Annotated in this window: 17 protein-coding genes; 10 read left to right on the plus strand and 7 right to left on the minus strand. The window is 56.5% G+C overall.

Annotated features, from left to right (window positions below; translation table 11 throughout):
* Positions 1-11 precede the first annotated feature (11 nt).
* The 8 genes from GR328_RS09310 (at position 12) to GR328_RS09345 (ending at position 8113) form a co-directional block, all read left to right on the plus strand.
* On the plus strand, positions 12-521 hold the full coding sequence (locus GR328_RS09310) for a flagellar basal body-associated FliL family protein (RefSeq protein ID WP_160884243.1): 510 nt from the start codon (positions 12-14) through the stop codon (positions 519-521).
* Between the two features lie 76 nt (positions 522-597).
* A complete protein-coding gene (gene fliP / locus GR328_RS09315) occupies positions 598-1341 on the plus strand; it encodes a flagellar type III secretion system pore protein FliP (RefSeq protein WP_160884244.1) in 744 nt (247 codons plus the stop codon).
* Positions 1342-1426: 85 nt separating this feature from the next.
* Positions 1427-3073, plus strand: coding sequence for a flagellar basal-body MS-ring/collar protein FliF (fliF, locus tag GR328_RS09320; RefSeq protein ID WP_160884245.1), 1647 nt, complete (start codon positions 1427-1429; stop codon positions 3071-3073).
* On the plus strand, positions 3073-3729 hold the full coding sequence (locus GR328_RS09325; protein ID WP_160884246.1) for a hypothetical protein: 657 nt from the start codon (positions 3073-3075) through the stop codon (positions 3727-3729). Before fliF ends, GR328_RS09325 begins: the two co-directional genes overlap by 1 nt.
* Positions 3723-4931, plus strand: a complete 1209-nt coding sequence (locus tag GR328_RS09330) for a MotB family protein (RefSeq protein WP_160884247.1) — start codon at positions 3723-3725, stop codon at positions 4929-4931. Before GR328_RS09325 ends, GR328_RS09330 begins: the two co-directional genes overlap by 7 nt.
* Entirely contained in the window at positions 4931-6217 is a 1287-nt protein-coding gene (locus tag GR328_RS09335) for a chemotaxis protein MotC (protein WP_160884248.1), read from the plus strand. Before GR328_RS09330 ends, GR328_RS09335 begins: the two co-directional genes overlap by 1 nt.
* Before the next feature lie 83 nt (positions 6218-6300).
* Positions 6301-7545 carry a flagellar hook-length control protein FliK gene (gene fliK, locus GR328_RS09340; protein ID WP_160884249.1) on the plus strand — a complete coding sequence of 415 codons (1245 nt, stop codon included), beginning with the start codon at positions 6301-6303 and terminating at the stop codon, positions 7543-7545.
* A 58-nt stretch (positions 7546-7603) separates the two neighbouring features.
* Positions 7604-8113, plus strand: a complete 510-nt coding sequence (locus GR328_RS09345) for a transglycosylase SLT domain-containing protein (RefSeq protein ID WP_246215771.1) — start codon at positions 7604-7606, stop codon at positions 8111-8113.
* Between the two features lie 738 nt (positions 8114-8851).
* Here the strand turns inward: GR328_RS09345 and GR328_RS09350 are convergent.
* The 7 genes from GR328_RS09350 to motA all read right to left on the minus strand — a co-directional run bounded on the left by GR328_RS09350 (position 8852) and on the right by motA (position 13969).
* Positions 8852-9352 carry a hypothetical protein gene (locus tag GR328_RS09350; protein ID WP_160884251.1) on the minus strand — a complete coding sequence of 167 codons (501 nt, stop codon included), beginning with the start codon at positions 9350-9352 and terminating at the stop codon, positions 8852-8854.
* The gene (flhB, locus tag GR328_RS09355) at positions 9349-10413 is read right to left on the minus strand and encodes a flagellar biosynthesis protein FlhB (RefSeq protein ID WP_160884252.1); all 1065 of its coding nucleotides are present in this window, start codon (positions 10411-10413) and stop codon (positions 9349-9351) included. Before flhB ends, GR328_RS09350 begins: the two co-directional genes overlap by 4 nt.
* Before the next feature lie 16 nt (positions 10414-10429).
* The gene (locus GR328_RS09360) at positions 10430-11458 is read right to left on the minus strand and encodes a flagellar motor switch protein FliG (RefSeq protein ID WP_160884253.1); all 1029 of its coding nucleotides are present in this window, start codon (positions 11456-11458) and stop codon (positions 10430-10432) included.
* 13 nt (positions 11459-11471) lie between these two features.
* Entirely contained in the window at positions 11472-11747 is a 276-nt protein-coding gene (fliN, locus tag GR328_RS09365) for a flagellar motor switch protein FliN (RefSeq protein WP_160884401.1), read from the minus strand.
* Between the two features lie 113 nt (positions 11748-11860).
* On the minus strand, positions 11861-12172 hold the full coding sequence (locus GR328_RS09370; RefSeq protein WP_205789861.1) for a DUF6468 domain-containing protein: 312 nt from the start codon (positions 12170-12172) through the stop codon (positions 11861-11863).
* Positions 12156-13085 (minus strand): flagellar motor switch protein FliM, encoded by a 930-nt coding sequence (locus tag GR328_RS09375; RefSeq protein ID WP_160884254.1) that lies wholly within the window; start codon positions 13083-13085, stop codon positions 12156-12158. The genes GR328_RS09370 and GR328_RS09375 overlap by 17 nt, the downstream gene beginning before the upstream one ends.
* A gap of 2 nt (positions 13086-13087) precedes the next feature.
* Entirely contained in the window at positions 13088-13969 is an 882-nt protein-coding gene (gene motA / locus GR328_RS09380; protein ID WP_160884255.1) for a flagellar motor stator protein MotA, read from the minus strand.
* Positions 13970-14173: 204 nt separating this feature from the next.
* Between motA and flgF the strand changes: the two genes are divergently transcribed.
* Together flgF and fliI are read left to right on the plus strand one after the other, a co-directional pair.
* A complete protein-coding gene (gene flgF / locus GR328_RS09385) occupies positions 14174-14899 on the plus strand; it encodes a flagellar basal-body rod protein FlgF (RefSeq protein WP_160884256.1) in 726 nt (241 codons plus the stop codon).
* Positions 14900-14907: 8 nt separating this feature from the next.
* Positions 14908-16230 (plus strand): flagellar protein export ATPase FliI, encoded by a 1323-nt coding sequence (gene fliI, locus GR328_RS09390; RefSeq protein ID WP_160884257.1) that lies wholly within the window; start codon positions 14908-14910, stop codon positions 16228-16230.
* The last annotated feature ends 91 nt before the right edge of the window (positions 16231-16321 follow it).

Genomic DNA, 16321 nt, shown 5'->3' on the forward strand with positions numbered 1-16321 from the left:
TAACGGACCCTATGGCAGAGAACTTGGCGCTTCCCTCTCGATCAGGCCAGGCATCCTCACGAGAGGAAGGCAGAAGTCCGCTTCTTGCACTCGGTTTGCTCACGCTCCTGTCGGGGATTGTCGGCAGCGGTTTCGGGCTGTCCATCGTGTCGAATATCGAAAAAAGAGTCGAGGAAAGGTATCGATCGCAGCCCGAAGCGCCGGGGGAGGCGAGCCCCTACGCCGGCGACATCATGATCAAGAAACTAGATCCCGTCGTAACCAACCTGGCTGGTTCCGAAACGGATTGGATTCGCCTCGAAGCGTCCATCGTCTACAAAGGGGGCTTCGAGGCGAATCCTGATCTCCTGTCGGCTGAAGCAAGGCAGGACATCCTTGCATATCTGAGAACCGTTACATTGGCACAAATCCAGGGTCCGAGCGGCCTTCTTCACGTGAGAGAGGACCTCAACGAGCGGATAAGGCTGAGGTCAAAGGGCGCGGTTCAGGAACTGGTTCTCGAAACTCTCGTGGTGCAATGATCCGAGGGTGGCTCCGGAGACGTTCGGTTCATCGTCAATACGACTTATTGCATCTATGATACGAAAGCATTTGTACATGCGCATCCGTTCTATACTCACGAGCCTGATCATTCTGCTCGTGACGGGAGCCGAAGCATATTCTCAAGTTCCAAGCCTTGAGAGTCTCCTTCCGCCGAGCGAAGGTGCGGCAAGCGGCCGAATGATCCAGATCATCGTTCTGCTGACCGTTCTCTCCCTCGCGCCAGGACTCCTCATCATGGTGACGAGCTTTACGCGATTCGTCGTGGCATTCTCATTCCTCCGTTCCGGGCTTGGTCTTCAGAGTACTCCGGCCAATATATTTCTGATCAGTCTCTCCCTTTTCATGACCTTTTTCGTCATGGGCCCTACTTTCGACAAAGCCTGGAATGAGGGAGTTCGCCCTCTCACGGAGAACAGGATCACGGAAGCAGAGGCATTCACCAGAACAACCGATCCATTTCGTGAGTTCATGCTCGCTCATGTTCGACCGAAGGATCTTCAGACATTCATCGATCTTTCATCCGCGAACTATCCAGCCGCAAGTGAAGGCGAGAAGATCGATCTTCGTATTCTCATTCCCGCATTCATGATTTCGGAGCTGAGAAGAGGGTTCGAGATCGGATTCTTGATTGCTCTTCCGTTTCTGGTGATTGACATGATCGTGGCGACCCTCGTGATGTCCATGGGCATGATGATGATGCCGCCGACGGTTCTGGCACTTCCATTCAAAATTCTGTTCTTCGTACTCATCGATGGCTGGAACATTCTCGTGAGTGGACTGGTCAGGTCCTACTTTTGAGCTCCCCGAGAGAGCAGCAATCTTCACGCAAGGTTATTGAAGCAAGAAGGAATCTCGATACGCCTCATCATAGCCGAGATTCTCAATGCCCGGTCGTCAGCATGCCGAAAGATTGTGGACTAGCCTGATGCAGCTTGGGGCTCGCCGTTTGGCAGCTCTGGCCGCAATTGGAATTGTGGTGTTCCTCACCGTCGGTGTTGGTGCCTATTATCTCAGCCGGCCGGCTCAGGAGACGCTCTATACAGGTCTGGATCGTGAAGATATCAGCCGAATGGGAGCTGTTCTCAAGGATGCAGGAATTCCTTTCGACGTCAGCTCCGATGGAACTTCGCTACTCGTCAGCTACGGCAACACGGCTCAGGCGCGTATGCTGCTGGCCGAGAAGGGGCTGCCGCACAGCACAAAGTCCGGGTACGAGCTCTTCAACGATCTCGGCTCCCTAGGCCTGACTTCCTTTATGCAGGAAGTCACCAAAGTACGCGCACTTGAAGGTGAACTCGCCCGCACCATCCAGGGCATGAAGGGCGTCAAGGCAGCCCGTGTCCATCTTGTTCTTCCCGAGCCCGGCTCATTCCGTCGTGAGCAGCAGCCGGCATCGGCATCCGTCGTAATCCGTACGTCGCCAGCCGACGATGACTCATCCGCCCAGGCTATCCGCCATCTCGTGGCGGCGGCCATTCCTGGAATGTCGGTCGACAAAGTGACGGTGATGAACACCGAGGGCACGCTCCTTGCCTCGGGAGACGATTCTGCCAACGCTTCCTCGGGCAAGCTCGCAAATCTTGAGAAGACCGTGGGTCTTGAGATTCAGGACAGCATACGGCGGACTCTTTCTCCTTATCTTGGCATCGGCAACTTCGAAATCAGCGTTGCGGCTCGCCTCAATACCGACAAGGTGAGCACCAACGAGACGATATTCAACCCGGATTCTAAGGTTGAGCGCTCCATACGGACGGTCAGGGAGACTGAGGTCTCTCAGAACAGAACCGGCCAGCGCCCAACCACGGTTCAGCAGAACCTCCCGGAGGAGACTGTCCGCACTGATTCCAGCGACAGCTCGAGTGAGGACAATCAACGGCGCGAGGAGCTGACGAACTTCGAGATTTCCTCTAAGACGATCCAGACCATCAGCGACGGCTACTCCATCCGAAACCTTTCGGTCGCGGTTCTCGTCAACAGATCCCGCATCACAGCTCTCCTCGGCGAGGGGGCAGGCCCGGCCGAGATCGATGAAAAGGTCGCCGAGATCGAACAGCTGGTATCTTCGGCCGCCGGGTTCAGAAAGGATCGCGGCGACCAGATCAAGGTTGCTGCCGTGAGCTTTGTCGATGACAGCGGTGTGCTGCAACCGGTCCCGGGTCCGTCTGTGGCCGAGATCATGATGCGTCAGTTCGGTACTGTCGTGAATGCTCTTACCGTTCTCGCGCTCTGCGCAATGCTGATCTGGTTCGGGTTGCGTCCAGCTGTTCGCATGCTTGTTGCGCGCCACCAGGCAGACTTGGAGATCCAGCGCGAACAAATGAGTTCCTTGGCCGCAGCAGAAGCCGCCAGGGAGATTCCGGTCGCAGAGCAGGATCAAGTGATGAGCCAGCCCGCTCTCGAGGACAATTCAAGTCAGCCCTTGATCGAGCTGCCGCGGACGCCGCAGCGCAAGCTGGAACAGATCGTTGAACTCAGCGAGGAGCAGGCAGCTGCAATTCTCAAGCAATGGCTCCAGCAAGAGGCGGCGTGATGGCAACTCCTATTGCTGATCTCATCAGTGACTTCTCAAGCCCAGCTGCTTCTGAAGGCATTGGAATTGGAGTTCTGCGCCGTGTTAGGCAGAACCTAGAGTCGGACCAGGTTGCTGTTCAAAGCACTGCGGATCATCAGGCTGAGCTGATCCGATCGATCGAAGAGAGAGTTAGAGCGGAAGAGCGGGAAGCCGCTCGCGAGCGGCTCGAAAATGCGCTCAAAGCGGAGTACGATAGGCATTGTAAAGATCTGGTCCACCAAAGGGAGAAATGGGTCGAGCAGGAGGCTCAGCAATTATCGAGCCAGATCAGCACCGCAATGGCCGATCTTGAGTCTCTTCTGTCCGAGAGCGCTGCAAGGATCTTGGCATCCGTCATCCCCGAGGCACTTCGGCAGAAGGCGATCGCCGAGTTCAACGAAGCCATTGGGACGATCCTGTCCGGCAATGTTTCAACTCTTCTGAGAGTCACGGGCCCGAAGGACATGCTGGAAGCCTTGAAAGCCGGTGTTACTGTAGGCGAAGGTGTTGTCGAGTTCGTGCCGGGCGATGCTGCCGAAGTCACACTCATTGCCGAGCAAACGACGGTTCAAACGCAGTTGAGTACCTGGTCGGAGCGGTTACGAACGTTTCTGAAGGCGGAGCCAGCATGCTGAATTCAGACAAACAGGAGATCCTGATCGTCCGCCGAGGCGAGGATGACGATGGCTCCGTCAAGGGGGGCGCCTGGAAAATTGCACATGCCGATTTCATGACGGCTATGATGGCCTTCTTCCTGATCATGTGGCTTGTGGGAGTTTCCGATCAAGAAACCAAGGAAGGCGTGGCGAATTTCTTCAATCCCGTTCAGCTGGCGGACTCAACCTCCAACAAGAAAGGACTGGAGGACCCCCAGAATGTCCCACCCGAGCATGAAACGGACGACAGCGAAAAGGGAAAGGAACAGGGAAGCGGCCTGGGTACAGGCGGGAAATCCCAGCAATTGCAGAAGCCTCGGTTCAAGGAGGGTGCGCTCTTCCAGGACCCATATGCGGTACTGGCGAAGATCGCAGAGGAAATCGAGCCCAATCCACACGACACTCTTGGAGCGGACGTAACGCCGGGAGAGAGCGATACTCCGGGCTTGAAGAGTGGGGAGGCGTTCAGGGATCCCTTTGACCCGCTCTACTGGCAGGTCGTTCCTGTTGACGAGATGAAGGCGGACACGTCTCCCAAGCCAGGAACGGGAAGCCCGGCTCCAACAAATGCCGAAATCGATGTACTGGCAGCTTCCCGATCGAATGCGTCAGCCGGAGATCGCTCGTCATCCGAAACTGCGGATTCCAGTGCCACAGCACCGACTGGGGATTCTTCGCAGGAGCAGGCCTCCAGGGTGATGGCAGCTTCTGATGATGCGGCCGATCTGAGAGCCGCAGAGCTGAAGAAGGAAATCATGAACGCGGTTGAGCCTGAGGCGGATGCGGCACCAAAGCCGCAAATCGAGGTCCGACGGACGGGAGTTGGGACTATGATCAGCCTTACGGATGACTTCGATTTCTCGATGTTCGCGGTCGGGTCCGCGGAGCCGCACGCCAAGGTCGTGCAGGCGATGGCCAAGATCGCCGCTATTCTGCAGTCTCGTCCTGGAAAAATCGTCATTCGCGGTCATACTGACAGTCGGCCGTTCAAATCTGCGAACTACGACAATTGGCGCTTGTCACATGCCCGTGCACAGATGGCCCTCTATATGCTGGTCAGAGGCGGTCTGGATGAGAGCAGAATCGTACGGGTGGAGGGTCATGCTGATCGGGATCCGAAGGTACCGTCGGATCCAAAGGCGGATCAGAACCGCCGAGTGGAAATCCTGCTGCAGGAGTGATGACGGTGAATGGTTTACGCCAGGCTGCTTTCGCGCTCGCCTTGCTAGGCATGTCGGGAACCGCCATTGCGGAACCTATGCCCGAGACGGATCCGGTCCTATCGGCAGAGTCCGTCCGCCCCCGCAATGATAGCGTCCCAAAGCCCGTTCAGATGCTTCGGACCCTGCAGCTCATGCAGGATCAGATTGCAGTTGGTTCCACGGAGGCTCACATCGGGCAGCGGGGATTGCTGACGATCTTGAACACCCGCTTTATCGGTCTGGGGCCTGATGTCTGGACAGATCGCAGGAATGTACGCGCCGCAATTGCTTTCGTCTTGAGCGGTGGAAGCCCACAGATCCTCAGAAAGCTCCTGGAAATGGGCAATCCTGCTCTTGCTCTGGAGGATCGTGCTATCGTCGAGGGCACTCTGGCTTACGTCGAGGGGCGTGAGGAAGAAGCAAAGAGCAAGCTCATGGCTTTGGATCTCGCAGCTCTACCGCCGATGCTTGCGGCGCAGCTGGCCCTGGTGCAGTCCGCTCTTTTCGTTCGAACCGACGCGAAGAGGTCTAGCGAACTCCTGGACTATGTGAGATTGCAGGCGCCCGGAACGCTGCTGGAGGAAGGTGCCTTGCGGCGCCAGGTCTTTGTCGCGAGCCAGACCGGTGACATGGACAAGTTCCTTGCGCTCACCTCCAACTATTTGCGCCGTTACCGCCACTCGGTTTACGCGGGCAACTTCAGGCAGCGCTTGGCTTCGGCTTTGACGAGAATCGACTTTGGAAACGACCAAGTTCTCTTTGAAGGCATCGTGGAGGTGCTGAAGGATCTGGAGCGCGAGGTGAGGAGAGACCTGTATCTTCTTGCCGCGCGGTCGTCGATTGAGCAAGGGCATACGACGTCTGCCCGAATGTTGGCTGATGAAGCTCGCAAACTGTCGGATGGCGACACGACCAGCGCAACGAGGGCCAAGCTCTATCGTGCCGCAGCTATGATCGTTGCGCCGGAGGCGATCGACGCCGCTGTTGCAGATCTGGAAAGTATAGACAGATCTGTTCTTCTGGAGAGCGATGCTATCCTCCTGCACTCAGCTCTTTCGATTGCTGCGCAAATTCGGCAGATGCCGAGCGGTCAGATTGCCAAATCTCAGAAACCGTCAGTGCCGGACACAGTGATTCCTGCTGCCCCAGCGCGGATTGCCGACGCAAGGCAAGCGCCAGAACAGCTAGAAACTCTATCAAAGGTGCGAAACTCCCTGAGCCGTATCGATAAGCTAATCAAACAACAAACGCCGACAGTTCAATGAGCGCTCTTGATATCCTGTCCCGGAATCTGCCCAGGCCTGTCGACGCGCAGGCGCCTCGCGACCAGTCTGGCGCCTCAGACGGAATGGAGGGGACGACGGGGCTCTCCGATCCGAGTACGTTCGGCTCTTTGCTCGACGGCTTGGCCGAGCGTCCCTCGGGAGGCGAAACGAGTGCTCGGTCGGCTAATGATCCTGGTCAGGTCGAGGCGGCCGAAGGAAAGGCACCGGAGACTGCCGGTGCAAGCGTCGCGAATTCGATATTCGCCCTCCTTCAGGGTATCCTGCCCAACGGTCAGTCGCAGGCATCTGCGATAACTCCGGATGCAAACGAGCAAGAAGGAGCAATGACTTCGCAATTGCTCTCAAGCGAGGCGCGGCCATCACAGGATGGGAGCGAGCTTTCCAACTCGTCGGCGACATCGAGGCTGATGGTTGAAGTCAAGCATCAGGAGACACATTTCAAGCCCATCATTGAGCAGGTGGAAGCTCAGCTGCCTGCAGAGCATACCGACGGGATACGGGTTACGTCCGACGACGCGCCAGTCGGTGAGTTCGCTCGCAGAACGTCAGCCGGGATCGTGCAGCAGGGATCCGCCAGCGATACTCGTACGGCCAATCTGCTCTCTCTCGCGAATGAAACTCCTCCAGAGTCGGCTTCTCTCCGGGAAGACATGTCTTTGGAGCACGCTGACAAGCACAGTATCAAGCAGTCCAGCGAGCATTCAGATCTTCATAGAGCGTCTTCGGCAGGGACAAAGGCGCGCGCGGACTCGGTCAACCTGCCGTCCGAGACGCTCCACGGTATGGCAAGTGCGATAAGGACGAGCCTTGAGTCGGCTGCTGAGAATGCAGCGGAACGTCCGGTGCAGGAGAGCGGAACGAATCGGACCATCTCCATCAAGGCTTCCGAGAGTGCTTTGAGGGTCCTTAATCTGCAGCTTCAGCCTGCCGAACTTGGCATGGTCACCATCAAGATGAGGCTCGCAGGCGAGAGTCTGGAAATGGAACTCCATGTCGAGCGGGAGGAGACGGCACAGCTATTGCGCCAGGATTCCGAGAAGCTATCGGCACTGCTGCGTGGTTCGGGATACCGACCGGACACGATCAGCATCCAAGTGGGTGACGGTATCGTTCACGAACGGATCGTTACGCGAACCCAAGCGGATACGCAAATGCAGGCGCAATCGTTTTTGCAAGGGGGAGGAGGTCAAGGGGGCCGTTCTCGAGATCAGGAAAAGCCAAATGTCCACACCAAAGCGGAACATCACAAGAATTCGGACGGCGACAGGATTCTGGACGGGCGTAGCCCTGGTGGTGTTTACCTCTAGTTTCCTTCACCCGCGCTCTGCATATGCACAGAATGAAAGCCGGCTCTGCGAAAGAGAGATGCTGAGGGCTTCTGCAAAATACGGTGTTCCCCTAGGAATGCTGTACTCAGTTGGATTAACGGAAACAGGGCGCCGCGGATCGCTTCAGCCTTACGCCATGAATGTCGAGGGGCGGGCGGTCTTCTCGAAATCTCTCGCTGAGGCTGTTCAAAGATTCGAGGAAGCGCGCAGGGCAGGGGCAAAGCTGATCGATCTCGGCTGTATGCAAATCAATCATCACTATCATCGTGAGAAATTTCCGTCCTTGGAGAGTATGCTGAACCCGCGCAACAACGTGGAGTACGCAGCTCGCTTCCTCAGTGAGCTTAAAGGACGTCACGCAACGTGGACAATGGCCGTTGCTCGTTATCATGCTGGCCCTGATAATGACCCGGCTCAAAAGCGTTACGTGTGCCGAGTGATCGCAAACATGGTTGCAACGGGTTTCGGACAATGGACGCCGAACGCTCGCGATTTCTGTGAGGATTCTCCAGCGGTGAAGCCTGGCCAAACAGCTTCGAACGGATGAGAATCCAGGGCTAGCGTAACATTTTCAAGGGCGTTCCGGATTGGTTGATTAATCCGGTGAGAGAGGCCTCTGAACCTCGCAGGCGAGCTATTTCCGCACTGCGCGCAAAAAGTGAGATCTGGTTTTCTTCGAGCTTCCAAAGATTGACATGCCGAAGACTCTCGTCCGAGCATTTGGAAGTCGAAGCCTTGTATAAGTCCAATGCAGCTACGCTGGAGAGATGAACGAGGCACGGTTTTCCCGTTCCGCTTTCGGCTTTCCAGGTGCCCGCATAGGAAGACGCCCTTCGTGGAGCGGTGAAAATACCCAGAGGCGACACCGCCAGAGGAGAGCCATCCTCCGGATGGCGAGAATGCTGCTCCGTGGGGGGCGCCGCTTGTCTTGTTTGAACTGCATCCGGTGGGGAAGGAGTGGCAGGGCGAGTGACCGACTGAGGGTCTGCGGGCAGGACGCTCTCCTGACGATATGCCTGCGGAAAGGACAAGGATCCACCCTCACTGGCAGAGAGATCGGCGTTCAAAGGAGATCTTGGACCTGAGACAATGAGTGGGTGCCCGTCTCGAGTCCGTCGGCCCCACGGGGATGGGTATTGCGGATAGCTTCGGTGCACCCCAGGCGGTCCCCAAGCGCCTTGAGAATAAAGGTGTTCCGTGGAATTGCAGCCGGCGAGCAAGATCGCAGCGGGCAGGACAAACGATGTAGAAAGATGCCGCGTCACAGCCAGTCCGTCATTTGTAATCAGTGGCGCACCGAGGCTGCGGGACAATAGGAAGAGCGGAAGCGCGGCGGGAGCGGCCGAAGTCGAGCGGATGTAACGACCCTCGCAAAGGTGTGGGGGTCAAGATCGCACTCGGGAATGTCCGAAAGATGAACTCTGTTGATATGGACGCCGACAGAGTATTCGCCAAGGACCAGCTTGAAATCGACACTCACCATGTCATGCGAGAATTCCATATCCAGAACGATGCAGGGCGGCTGTCCCAGGGCAGTGCTGATGTTCGCAGAGCGTGCATAGGAGAGCGTGTGCCCTTTGAAGAACAGCTCCGCACACGATGAGACGATATCATCCATGTTCCCATGCAACTGATTGCTGACGTAAGATCGAATAATCTCAGCGTCAACCAAGCAGAAATCCGCAATGACGTCCTTGATGTTGCAGGCTAAAACCTCTTCAAATGCATTCAGGTCTACACTACCCTGAACGGACTGTGCTGCGGTCGACGGGGAAAGCCTTCTCATTTAGACCTCGTGAGGATGTAGAAGAGAATTTGGGCAACGGCCTTGTAGAAGTCAGGAGGAATCATCCGATCCACTTCCACATGGTCGTACATGGATCTTGCCAGAGGCTTGTCCTCGATGACAGGAATATCGTGCTTTTCCGCGGTTTCTCTGATTTTCAAGGCAATCAGGTCTTTGCCCTTCGCGACAACGATAGGCGCGCTTGCCTCACTGCGTTCATAGCGAAGCGCGATTGCGTAATGTGTCGGGTTCGCTATGACGAACGTCGCCTTGGGAACAGCCGCGAGCATCCGCTGGCGGGCGCGATCTTGCGCCAAGGAACGCATCCGCGCCTTGACCATGGGGTCGCCCTCGAGCTGCTTATATTCCTCCTTGACCTCTTGCGGGGTCATCTTCAGATCTGTGTGCCATTTGAAGCGGGCCCAGACGAGATCAGCGGCGACAAGGACGATCGTCGCAATGGCGATGGCTGAAACCAGCCGCATCGCCATGCTCAGCATTAGCTCCGGAATAAGGGTCGGGTCACTGAACATGGCATTGAAGACCTTGTGCTGCTCTGATCTCAAGAGCAGTATCGATACGATGGTAACGGTTCCGAACTTGAACAGCGACTTCGCAAACTCGACCAAGCCGGCACGACTAAAGATTCGGCTCCAACCACTTGCGGGCGAAATCCGATTCCACTGAGGGCGTATCCGTTCCGACACGAAGGATGGCGTGTTCTGAAAGATGGAGGCTGCAAGGCTACAGCCTGCAAGGATGGTAACGATCGGTATCAGGAAGCTGCTTACCTCAAGTGAAAGAGCCTGAAACAAAGCGGCTGCATCTGTTCCTGAGTTCAAGCGAAAGTCCTGAGGTCGATCTATAAAGAGAGATAGTCGTTCTGTCAGGAATTTGGTGCTGCTGGGGGCAACGAAAGACAGCACCAGAAGGATGCCGAGAATAGAGGCGAAGATGGGTGTCTCCTTCGAGAAGGGGATATTGCCTTTCTCGAGAGCGTCGCGAACCTTCTTGTCGGAAGGCGCCTCTGTTTTACTCTCTTTGTCTTCAGAGTCTGACATCGTTTGCCGTTATTCCTCAGACGAAAGATTCGTCGTCAGATTCTGAGTTGATGACGATCTCTCCTCTTCCCGCCATATCCAGGGCAAGATCTGTGATGGACCTGCGCGCCTCGGCGATGTCTCGATGAGGTGACGGTTCCTTGCTGCTCAACTCGTGCTCGATCATGCGGCGCACACGCGATGAGAGAGCCGCGAGAACCACTTTGCGGAACTCTTCGGTCGTTCCCTTCAATGCCAGAACCACACGGTCGGGAGGAACCTGGTCGAACAGCGTCGTACGATCTCTCGGAGTTAGTTTTACAATATCGTCAAACGTGAAGAGTAGCCCTCTGAGGATCTCTGCGGATTTCGGTCGGACGGTCGAAAGGCTGGTGAGCACGTCTTCCATATGCTCGCGTTCCATCTTGTTGATGATGTCCGCGATCTTGGCATGTGTGTCAGACCCAGCGTTCTTCGAGAAGTTCGTCATGAAGTCCTCATGAAGCGTCTTCTCAATGTTCTTCATTGTCTCGTCGACAATGGGCTTCATGCTCAGCATGCGCCGCATCAGATTGTTGCGCAGTGGTTGAGGGAGCTGCGCCATCACCTTTGCCGCGCAGGAAGGTTTCACTTTTGTAAGAATAAGAGCAGCCGTTTGAGGATGCTCTTTCAGAAGGTAGGATGCGATGGCACTTTCCGAGACTGTCGAGATCCGCTCCCAGATGCTTCTATTCGCCGTGCCGGCGACATCGTTGAGAATATCGGCAATCTGCTCGGGCGTTAGAACACCCGACAAAAGTTTCTCGATGTGAGCAACGCTGCCGACGACATCAGCCCCAGTCGAGAAGTTCGAAGCGAATTCGTCGACGAGAGTCTCGATCTGCGATGGCGAAACTGGGCCGAGCTGGGCAGCCGACTTCGTGACGATCCGGATCTCGTCTTCACTGAAATGTCTCAGGATCCGGTTTGCTGAAGGCTTCCCCATCGCAAGGAGAAGCGTTGCAACGCGCTCTGGCCCCTTCATTGCCTTGGCGCCATTCGCCTTAACGGGGAAACTCGCAACCATGATAATAACCGCTTCAGCCGACAAGATCGTTCGTGGGTGGGCCAACGATCTCGGTCAGGGATATGCCAAATCGGGAGTTGTCGTCCTCTACTACAACAACTTCACCGCGAGCGATCACGCGACCATTGACCACCACATCGACCGGCTCGCCGACCCGATGATCCAGAGGTACGATAGCACCGCGTCCGAGCTTCATGAGATTGGACACCGGCATCGTTGCGGATCCAAGAACAACTTGGATCGTTACAGGAATGCGGAGAATGGAGTCGAGATTCCGGCCGCTGTCCATCCTATCTTCCCGTGAAGTCGCGCCGCCAAGACTCTTCCCAAGTTCACCCTCTTGCTGCCACGCAGCCTTGTCCTGAAAACTATTTTCGAATGGATTTGACATGCTACAGATCCTCACATCCTGGGGCTTCGGGGGGTAGATGCAGCCAGTTCCTGGGCAGACTTTATCAAGGCCTCAAGTCGCGTGCCGACTTCTCGAGCCTCTTCGATGCGCTCACCAAGCGTAGCGAGCGTCTCTCGGCCCTCCGCTCCGAATGTGGCGACAGCATTCTGAGCTCCGATGAGAGCCTCGCCGGTTTTATCGAAGATGCGCTGATATTCGGCGTGGTACTGGTCCAAGCGCTTGAGCTTGAGGTACATCAAGGCAACCATCGCACTTGTAACGACGAGAGCCACGAAAAGGATGATGTTAGAGAGCGAAGACATCGTCGAGGAATTCCTTTTCTTGGTCAATCAGCTCGTCGATCTTGAGGACGTAGGAACCGTCGGCCTGACCCATATGGCACCAGAATAGGCTTTGTTGGTTTCCTTCGAGCTTGACTCGACTCTTAGGTGTGGCTTGCAGCTCGATGATTTGCCCGACTTTCAAGTCCGCAATCTCACCGAGGGAGAGGAATCGTTCTTCGAGCACCGCTTGCAGCGTAATCTCGGTCTTGCTGACTTCGTTCGCCATCTGCTTCAACCAGCGCGGGTCACGGCTCGTTGACTCGCCTGACACGACTCGCGAGAGCGCCTTCCTCATAGGGTTCAATGCCGACTGAGGAATGATAACGAACATTTCTCCGCCGCGATTGAGGGCTTGGAGGAGGAACTTGGCTGCTACGGCCTGATTGTTCCGGCGGCCAATGACGGCGAAATCCATACGTGTCTCGAGGCGCTCCAGTTTGAACTTCGTGTTCGAAATGAGTGCGAAAGAGGCCTGAAGTGCCTTGGCAACCTGCTCGAACAGCACCTGCGCCATGCGCAACTCGATGTTCGAGAAGCCGCGAGCTTCTTCGACGGGCGGTTCAGAGCCGTCTGACCCGAAAAGAACCTCGACCATAGTATAGACGAAGTCACGGTCGAACCCGATCAGTATGTGACTATCCCAATCCGGAGCATGGAATATGCCGGCAACAGCATTAGCCTCATACATCTCCAGGATTTCGCTGATTCGACCACTCTCGATTCCACTGAGAGAATAGTACATCGGCGAGGCCGCCATATGGCGGAGGTGCTCTGCGCAACTCGTTGACATCCTGTCGAAGATCACATGGAGCATCGGAAGGCGGTCGATGGACAGTCCCGCCGAATCCAGGAGCATGTCTCGAATGTCGCTGGCGCTCTGCATGTTGCTCATGATCACGCTGCCTCCTTCAGATCTTCGACGCGGCTTCCCATAGTCGTCGCCGTTTCGACTTCGTCGATTGTCGGACGGTACTCCACCGAGATTCCCTTTCGGCCATGTTCGACAGCGATCTGGGGAAGAGCGCCGTTCATGTAGGCGATAAGCGCTTGCTTCACGATGACATAGACCCGCGTCTGCTTCTCACGGGTCGCCTTCACTTTGTTCGCAAGCGGCGAAAGGAACGCATATGAGATGAAAATGCCAGCGAAGGTCCCGACCAGAGCAGACGCAATGAGGCCGCCGAGAATTGCCGGAGATTGATCGATGGCACCTAAGGCCTTCACGATTCCGAGCACGGCAGCCACGATTCCGAGCGCAGGCAAGGCTTCCGCCACGGTCGCGATTGAGTAGTAAGGTTTCGTGCGGTCACGCTTGAGGGTAGCGATCTCTTCTTCCATGAGCGCCTCGATCTCATGTGGGCGCGCATTGCCAATAATGATCAGCCGAACATAGTCACAGATGAAGAGCGTTAAATCCCGGTCATTCAGGACGCTTGGGAACGCCTTGAAGATCTCGGATTGCTCAGGTGTATCGATATGGCTTTCCACCTCGTTGCGAGGCTTGTTCTTCAGCTCTCTGAGCAGAGCGTAGAGGAGGCCCAGGATCGCTAGATACTGATCCCGCTTCGGCACCTTCCCTTTGATGGCTTCGAGCGATGCCCGCCCCGTGTCCTTCAGGAGAGACATCGGGTTCGCGATGATGAACGTGCCGATCGCGATCCCGCAGATGATGACGTATTCCCACGGTTGCCAGATGACGGATAGATGCCCGCCCATGGCCACATAGCCGCTGACGAGCGAGCCGATGGCAACAACCACTCCGATTAAGACACCCAACTTTCCAGTCCTCGTGAGAAAGCTCCGTTACTTCCGATTCCCTAATCCCGGAGGCTTGCGCGAAGCTGGAAGGAGTCAGGCAAGCTTCATGCAAGGCTGTCTTGTTAACTCCGAGAACGAGGTCGCCGGCTGTACAGCCTGGCGCGCCGGAATATTCACCTAAGCGGAACGCGGCCGCTGAGCCGCGACTGCGGGAGCGTCCAGATGCAATCCGCCCTCTACGTATCGCTTTCGGCTCAGGTTGCGATGGAGAAGCGTCTCACGACGATTGCTCACAACATCGCCAACATGAATACCGGCGGCTTTCGGGCCGACGAGATCAAGTTTGAGGAACTGCTTTCTCTCGCCGGCAAGACCGACGTGTCCTTCGCTTCGCCAGGACGAAACTTCATTTCACGTCAGGCTGGGCCTTTAAACAAAACTGACAACCCTCTGGATGTCGCGATTCAGGGTGACGCCTGGTTCGCGTTCAGCGGACCGAATGGTCCGGTCTATACGCGCGACGGCCGCTTCAAGATGAGCGAAAACGGGGATCTTCTGACTGTCGACGGGCACGCCGTTCTCGATGCCGGAGGTGCGCCGGTCGCGCTGGACCCCAATGCCGGCCCTCCCCTCATCAGCCGTGACGGAACAATTACCCAGGGAGGCAATCAGGTCGGCATACTCGGTCTCTTTCATTTGAACAGCAGCAGCAATCTGACGCGATATGGCAACTCGGGCGTGATCTCAAGCATCCCTGGTGAGGCGGTCCAAGACTTCACGTCGAACGGCGTGCAGCAGGGCTACAGCGAGGGGTCGAACGTCAATCCGATTCTCGAGATGACGAGGATGATCGCGCTTCAGAGGAACTTCGAGAGCGCTGCGACGACGATCCAGGAGAGCGAATCCACCCTAATGGACGCGATCCGGACGCTGGGTCCTAGCAGCTGATGCGTGGAATGAACGCTCTCGCTGATCTCGAAAGGCTTGTTCTCTCGTCGATGGCCGGACAGCGTCTTGTCCGGATCGGAGGAACCATCCGTGAAGTCACTCCTAGCTACTATCGAGTGAAGGGTCTGTCGCAGTTCGTCAAGCTGGGTGACCAAGTCGGCTTCGAAGCAAATGACAAGCTCCATACTGGGGAGGTCGTCCGTATCGATTCTGAGGGTCTTACGATCAAGCCTTTTGACAGTCGAATCGATGCGAAAGTCGGTGCGCCCGCCTTCGTCGTGTCGAATGAAGGCTTGCATCCAGATGGGAGCTGGAGGGGGCGCGTCATCAATGCTCTAGGTGAGCCGATCGATGGGCAGGGGCCTCTCCTCGCCGGGCCGACCCCCGTGCATCACGATGCGAGGCCACCCTCTGCCATGACCCGAGCCAGGGTTCAGAAGCCACTGCAGACGGGCGTGAAAGCCATCGATCTATTCACGCCGATCTGCCAGGGCCAACGCATTGGAATTTTTGCCGGATCGGGCGTAGGGAAATCCACGCTTCTAACGATGCTGGCAAAATGTGACGGCTTCGACACGATTGTGGTGGCCCTCGTGGGCGAGCGCGGACGCGAAGTGCGCGAGTTCCTGGAGGGGCCGATCCAAAGCAGCCTGCACAAGGCTGTCATGGTGGTTTCGACCGGGGATGAAAGCCCCATGATGCGTAGGCAGGCTCCACGAACTGCCGTTTCGGTTGCGGAGTACTTCAGGGACCGTGGCGATTCGGTTCTTCTGATTGTCGATTCCGTTACCCGGTATGCACATGCTGCACGCGATGTGGCGCTTGCTGCAGGCGAGCCGGCGGTGGCGAGGGGATATACGCCCAGCGTCTTCAGCGATCTACCCCGCCTCCTGGAGCGCGCCGGTCCGGGAGCGGAAGGAAAGGGGTCGATCACCGGCATCTTCTCGGTTCTTATCGACGGCGATGATCACAATGATCCTGTGGCCGACAATATCCGAGGAACGCTCGATGGACACATTGTTCTCGACCGTTCGATCGCAGATCAGGGCCGGTATCCGGCCATCAATGTTCTCGGATCCATTTCCCGCCTGGCGGATCATGTCTGGACTGGAGAGCAGAAGGAACTCGTTAGGCGTCTTCGGGGCATGATCGCTCGCTATGAGGACACGCGCGATCTGCGGATGATGGGGGGATACCAGTCCGGCACCGATCAGGATCTCGATCAGGCCGTCGTCCTTGTTCCTAGGATATACGATGCACTCCGGCAGGATCCATCATCGCCTATGAGCCGAGACGCGTTCATGGATCTCGCTCAGGCGCTCAAACAATAATGCCTAGTTGGACCGCACTTGAACTCGCGTCGCTCCAGCTTCACACAAGCATGCTGGTGTTACGCTCCACACGAATACTCAGGAGTCCCAC

Source organism: Microvirga makkahensis (assembly GCF_009830105.1).
In the GTDB taxonomy this organism is placed as follows: domain Bacteria; phylum Pseudomonadota; class Alphaproteobacteria; order Rhizobiales; family Beijerinckiaceae; genus Microvirga; species Microvirga makkahensis.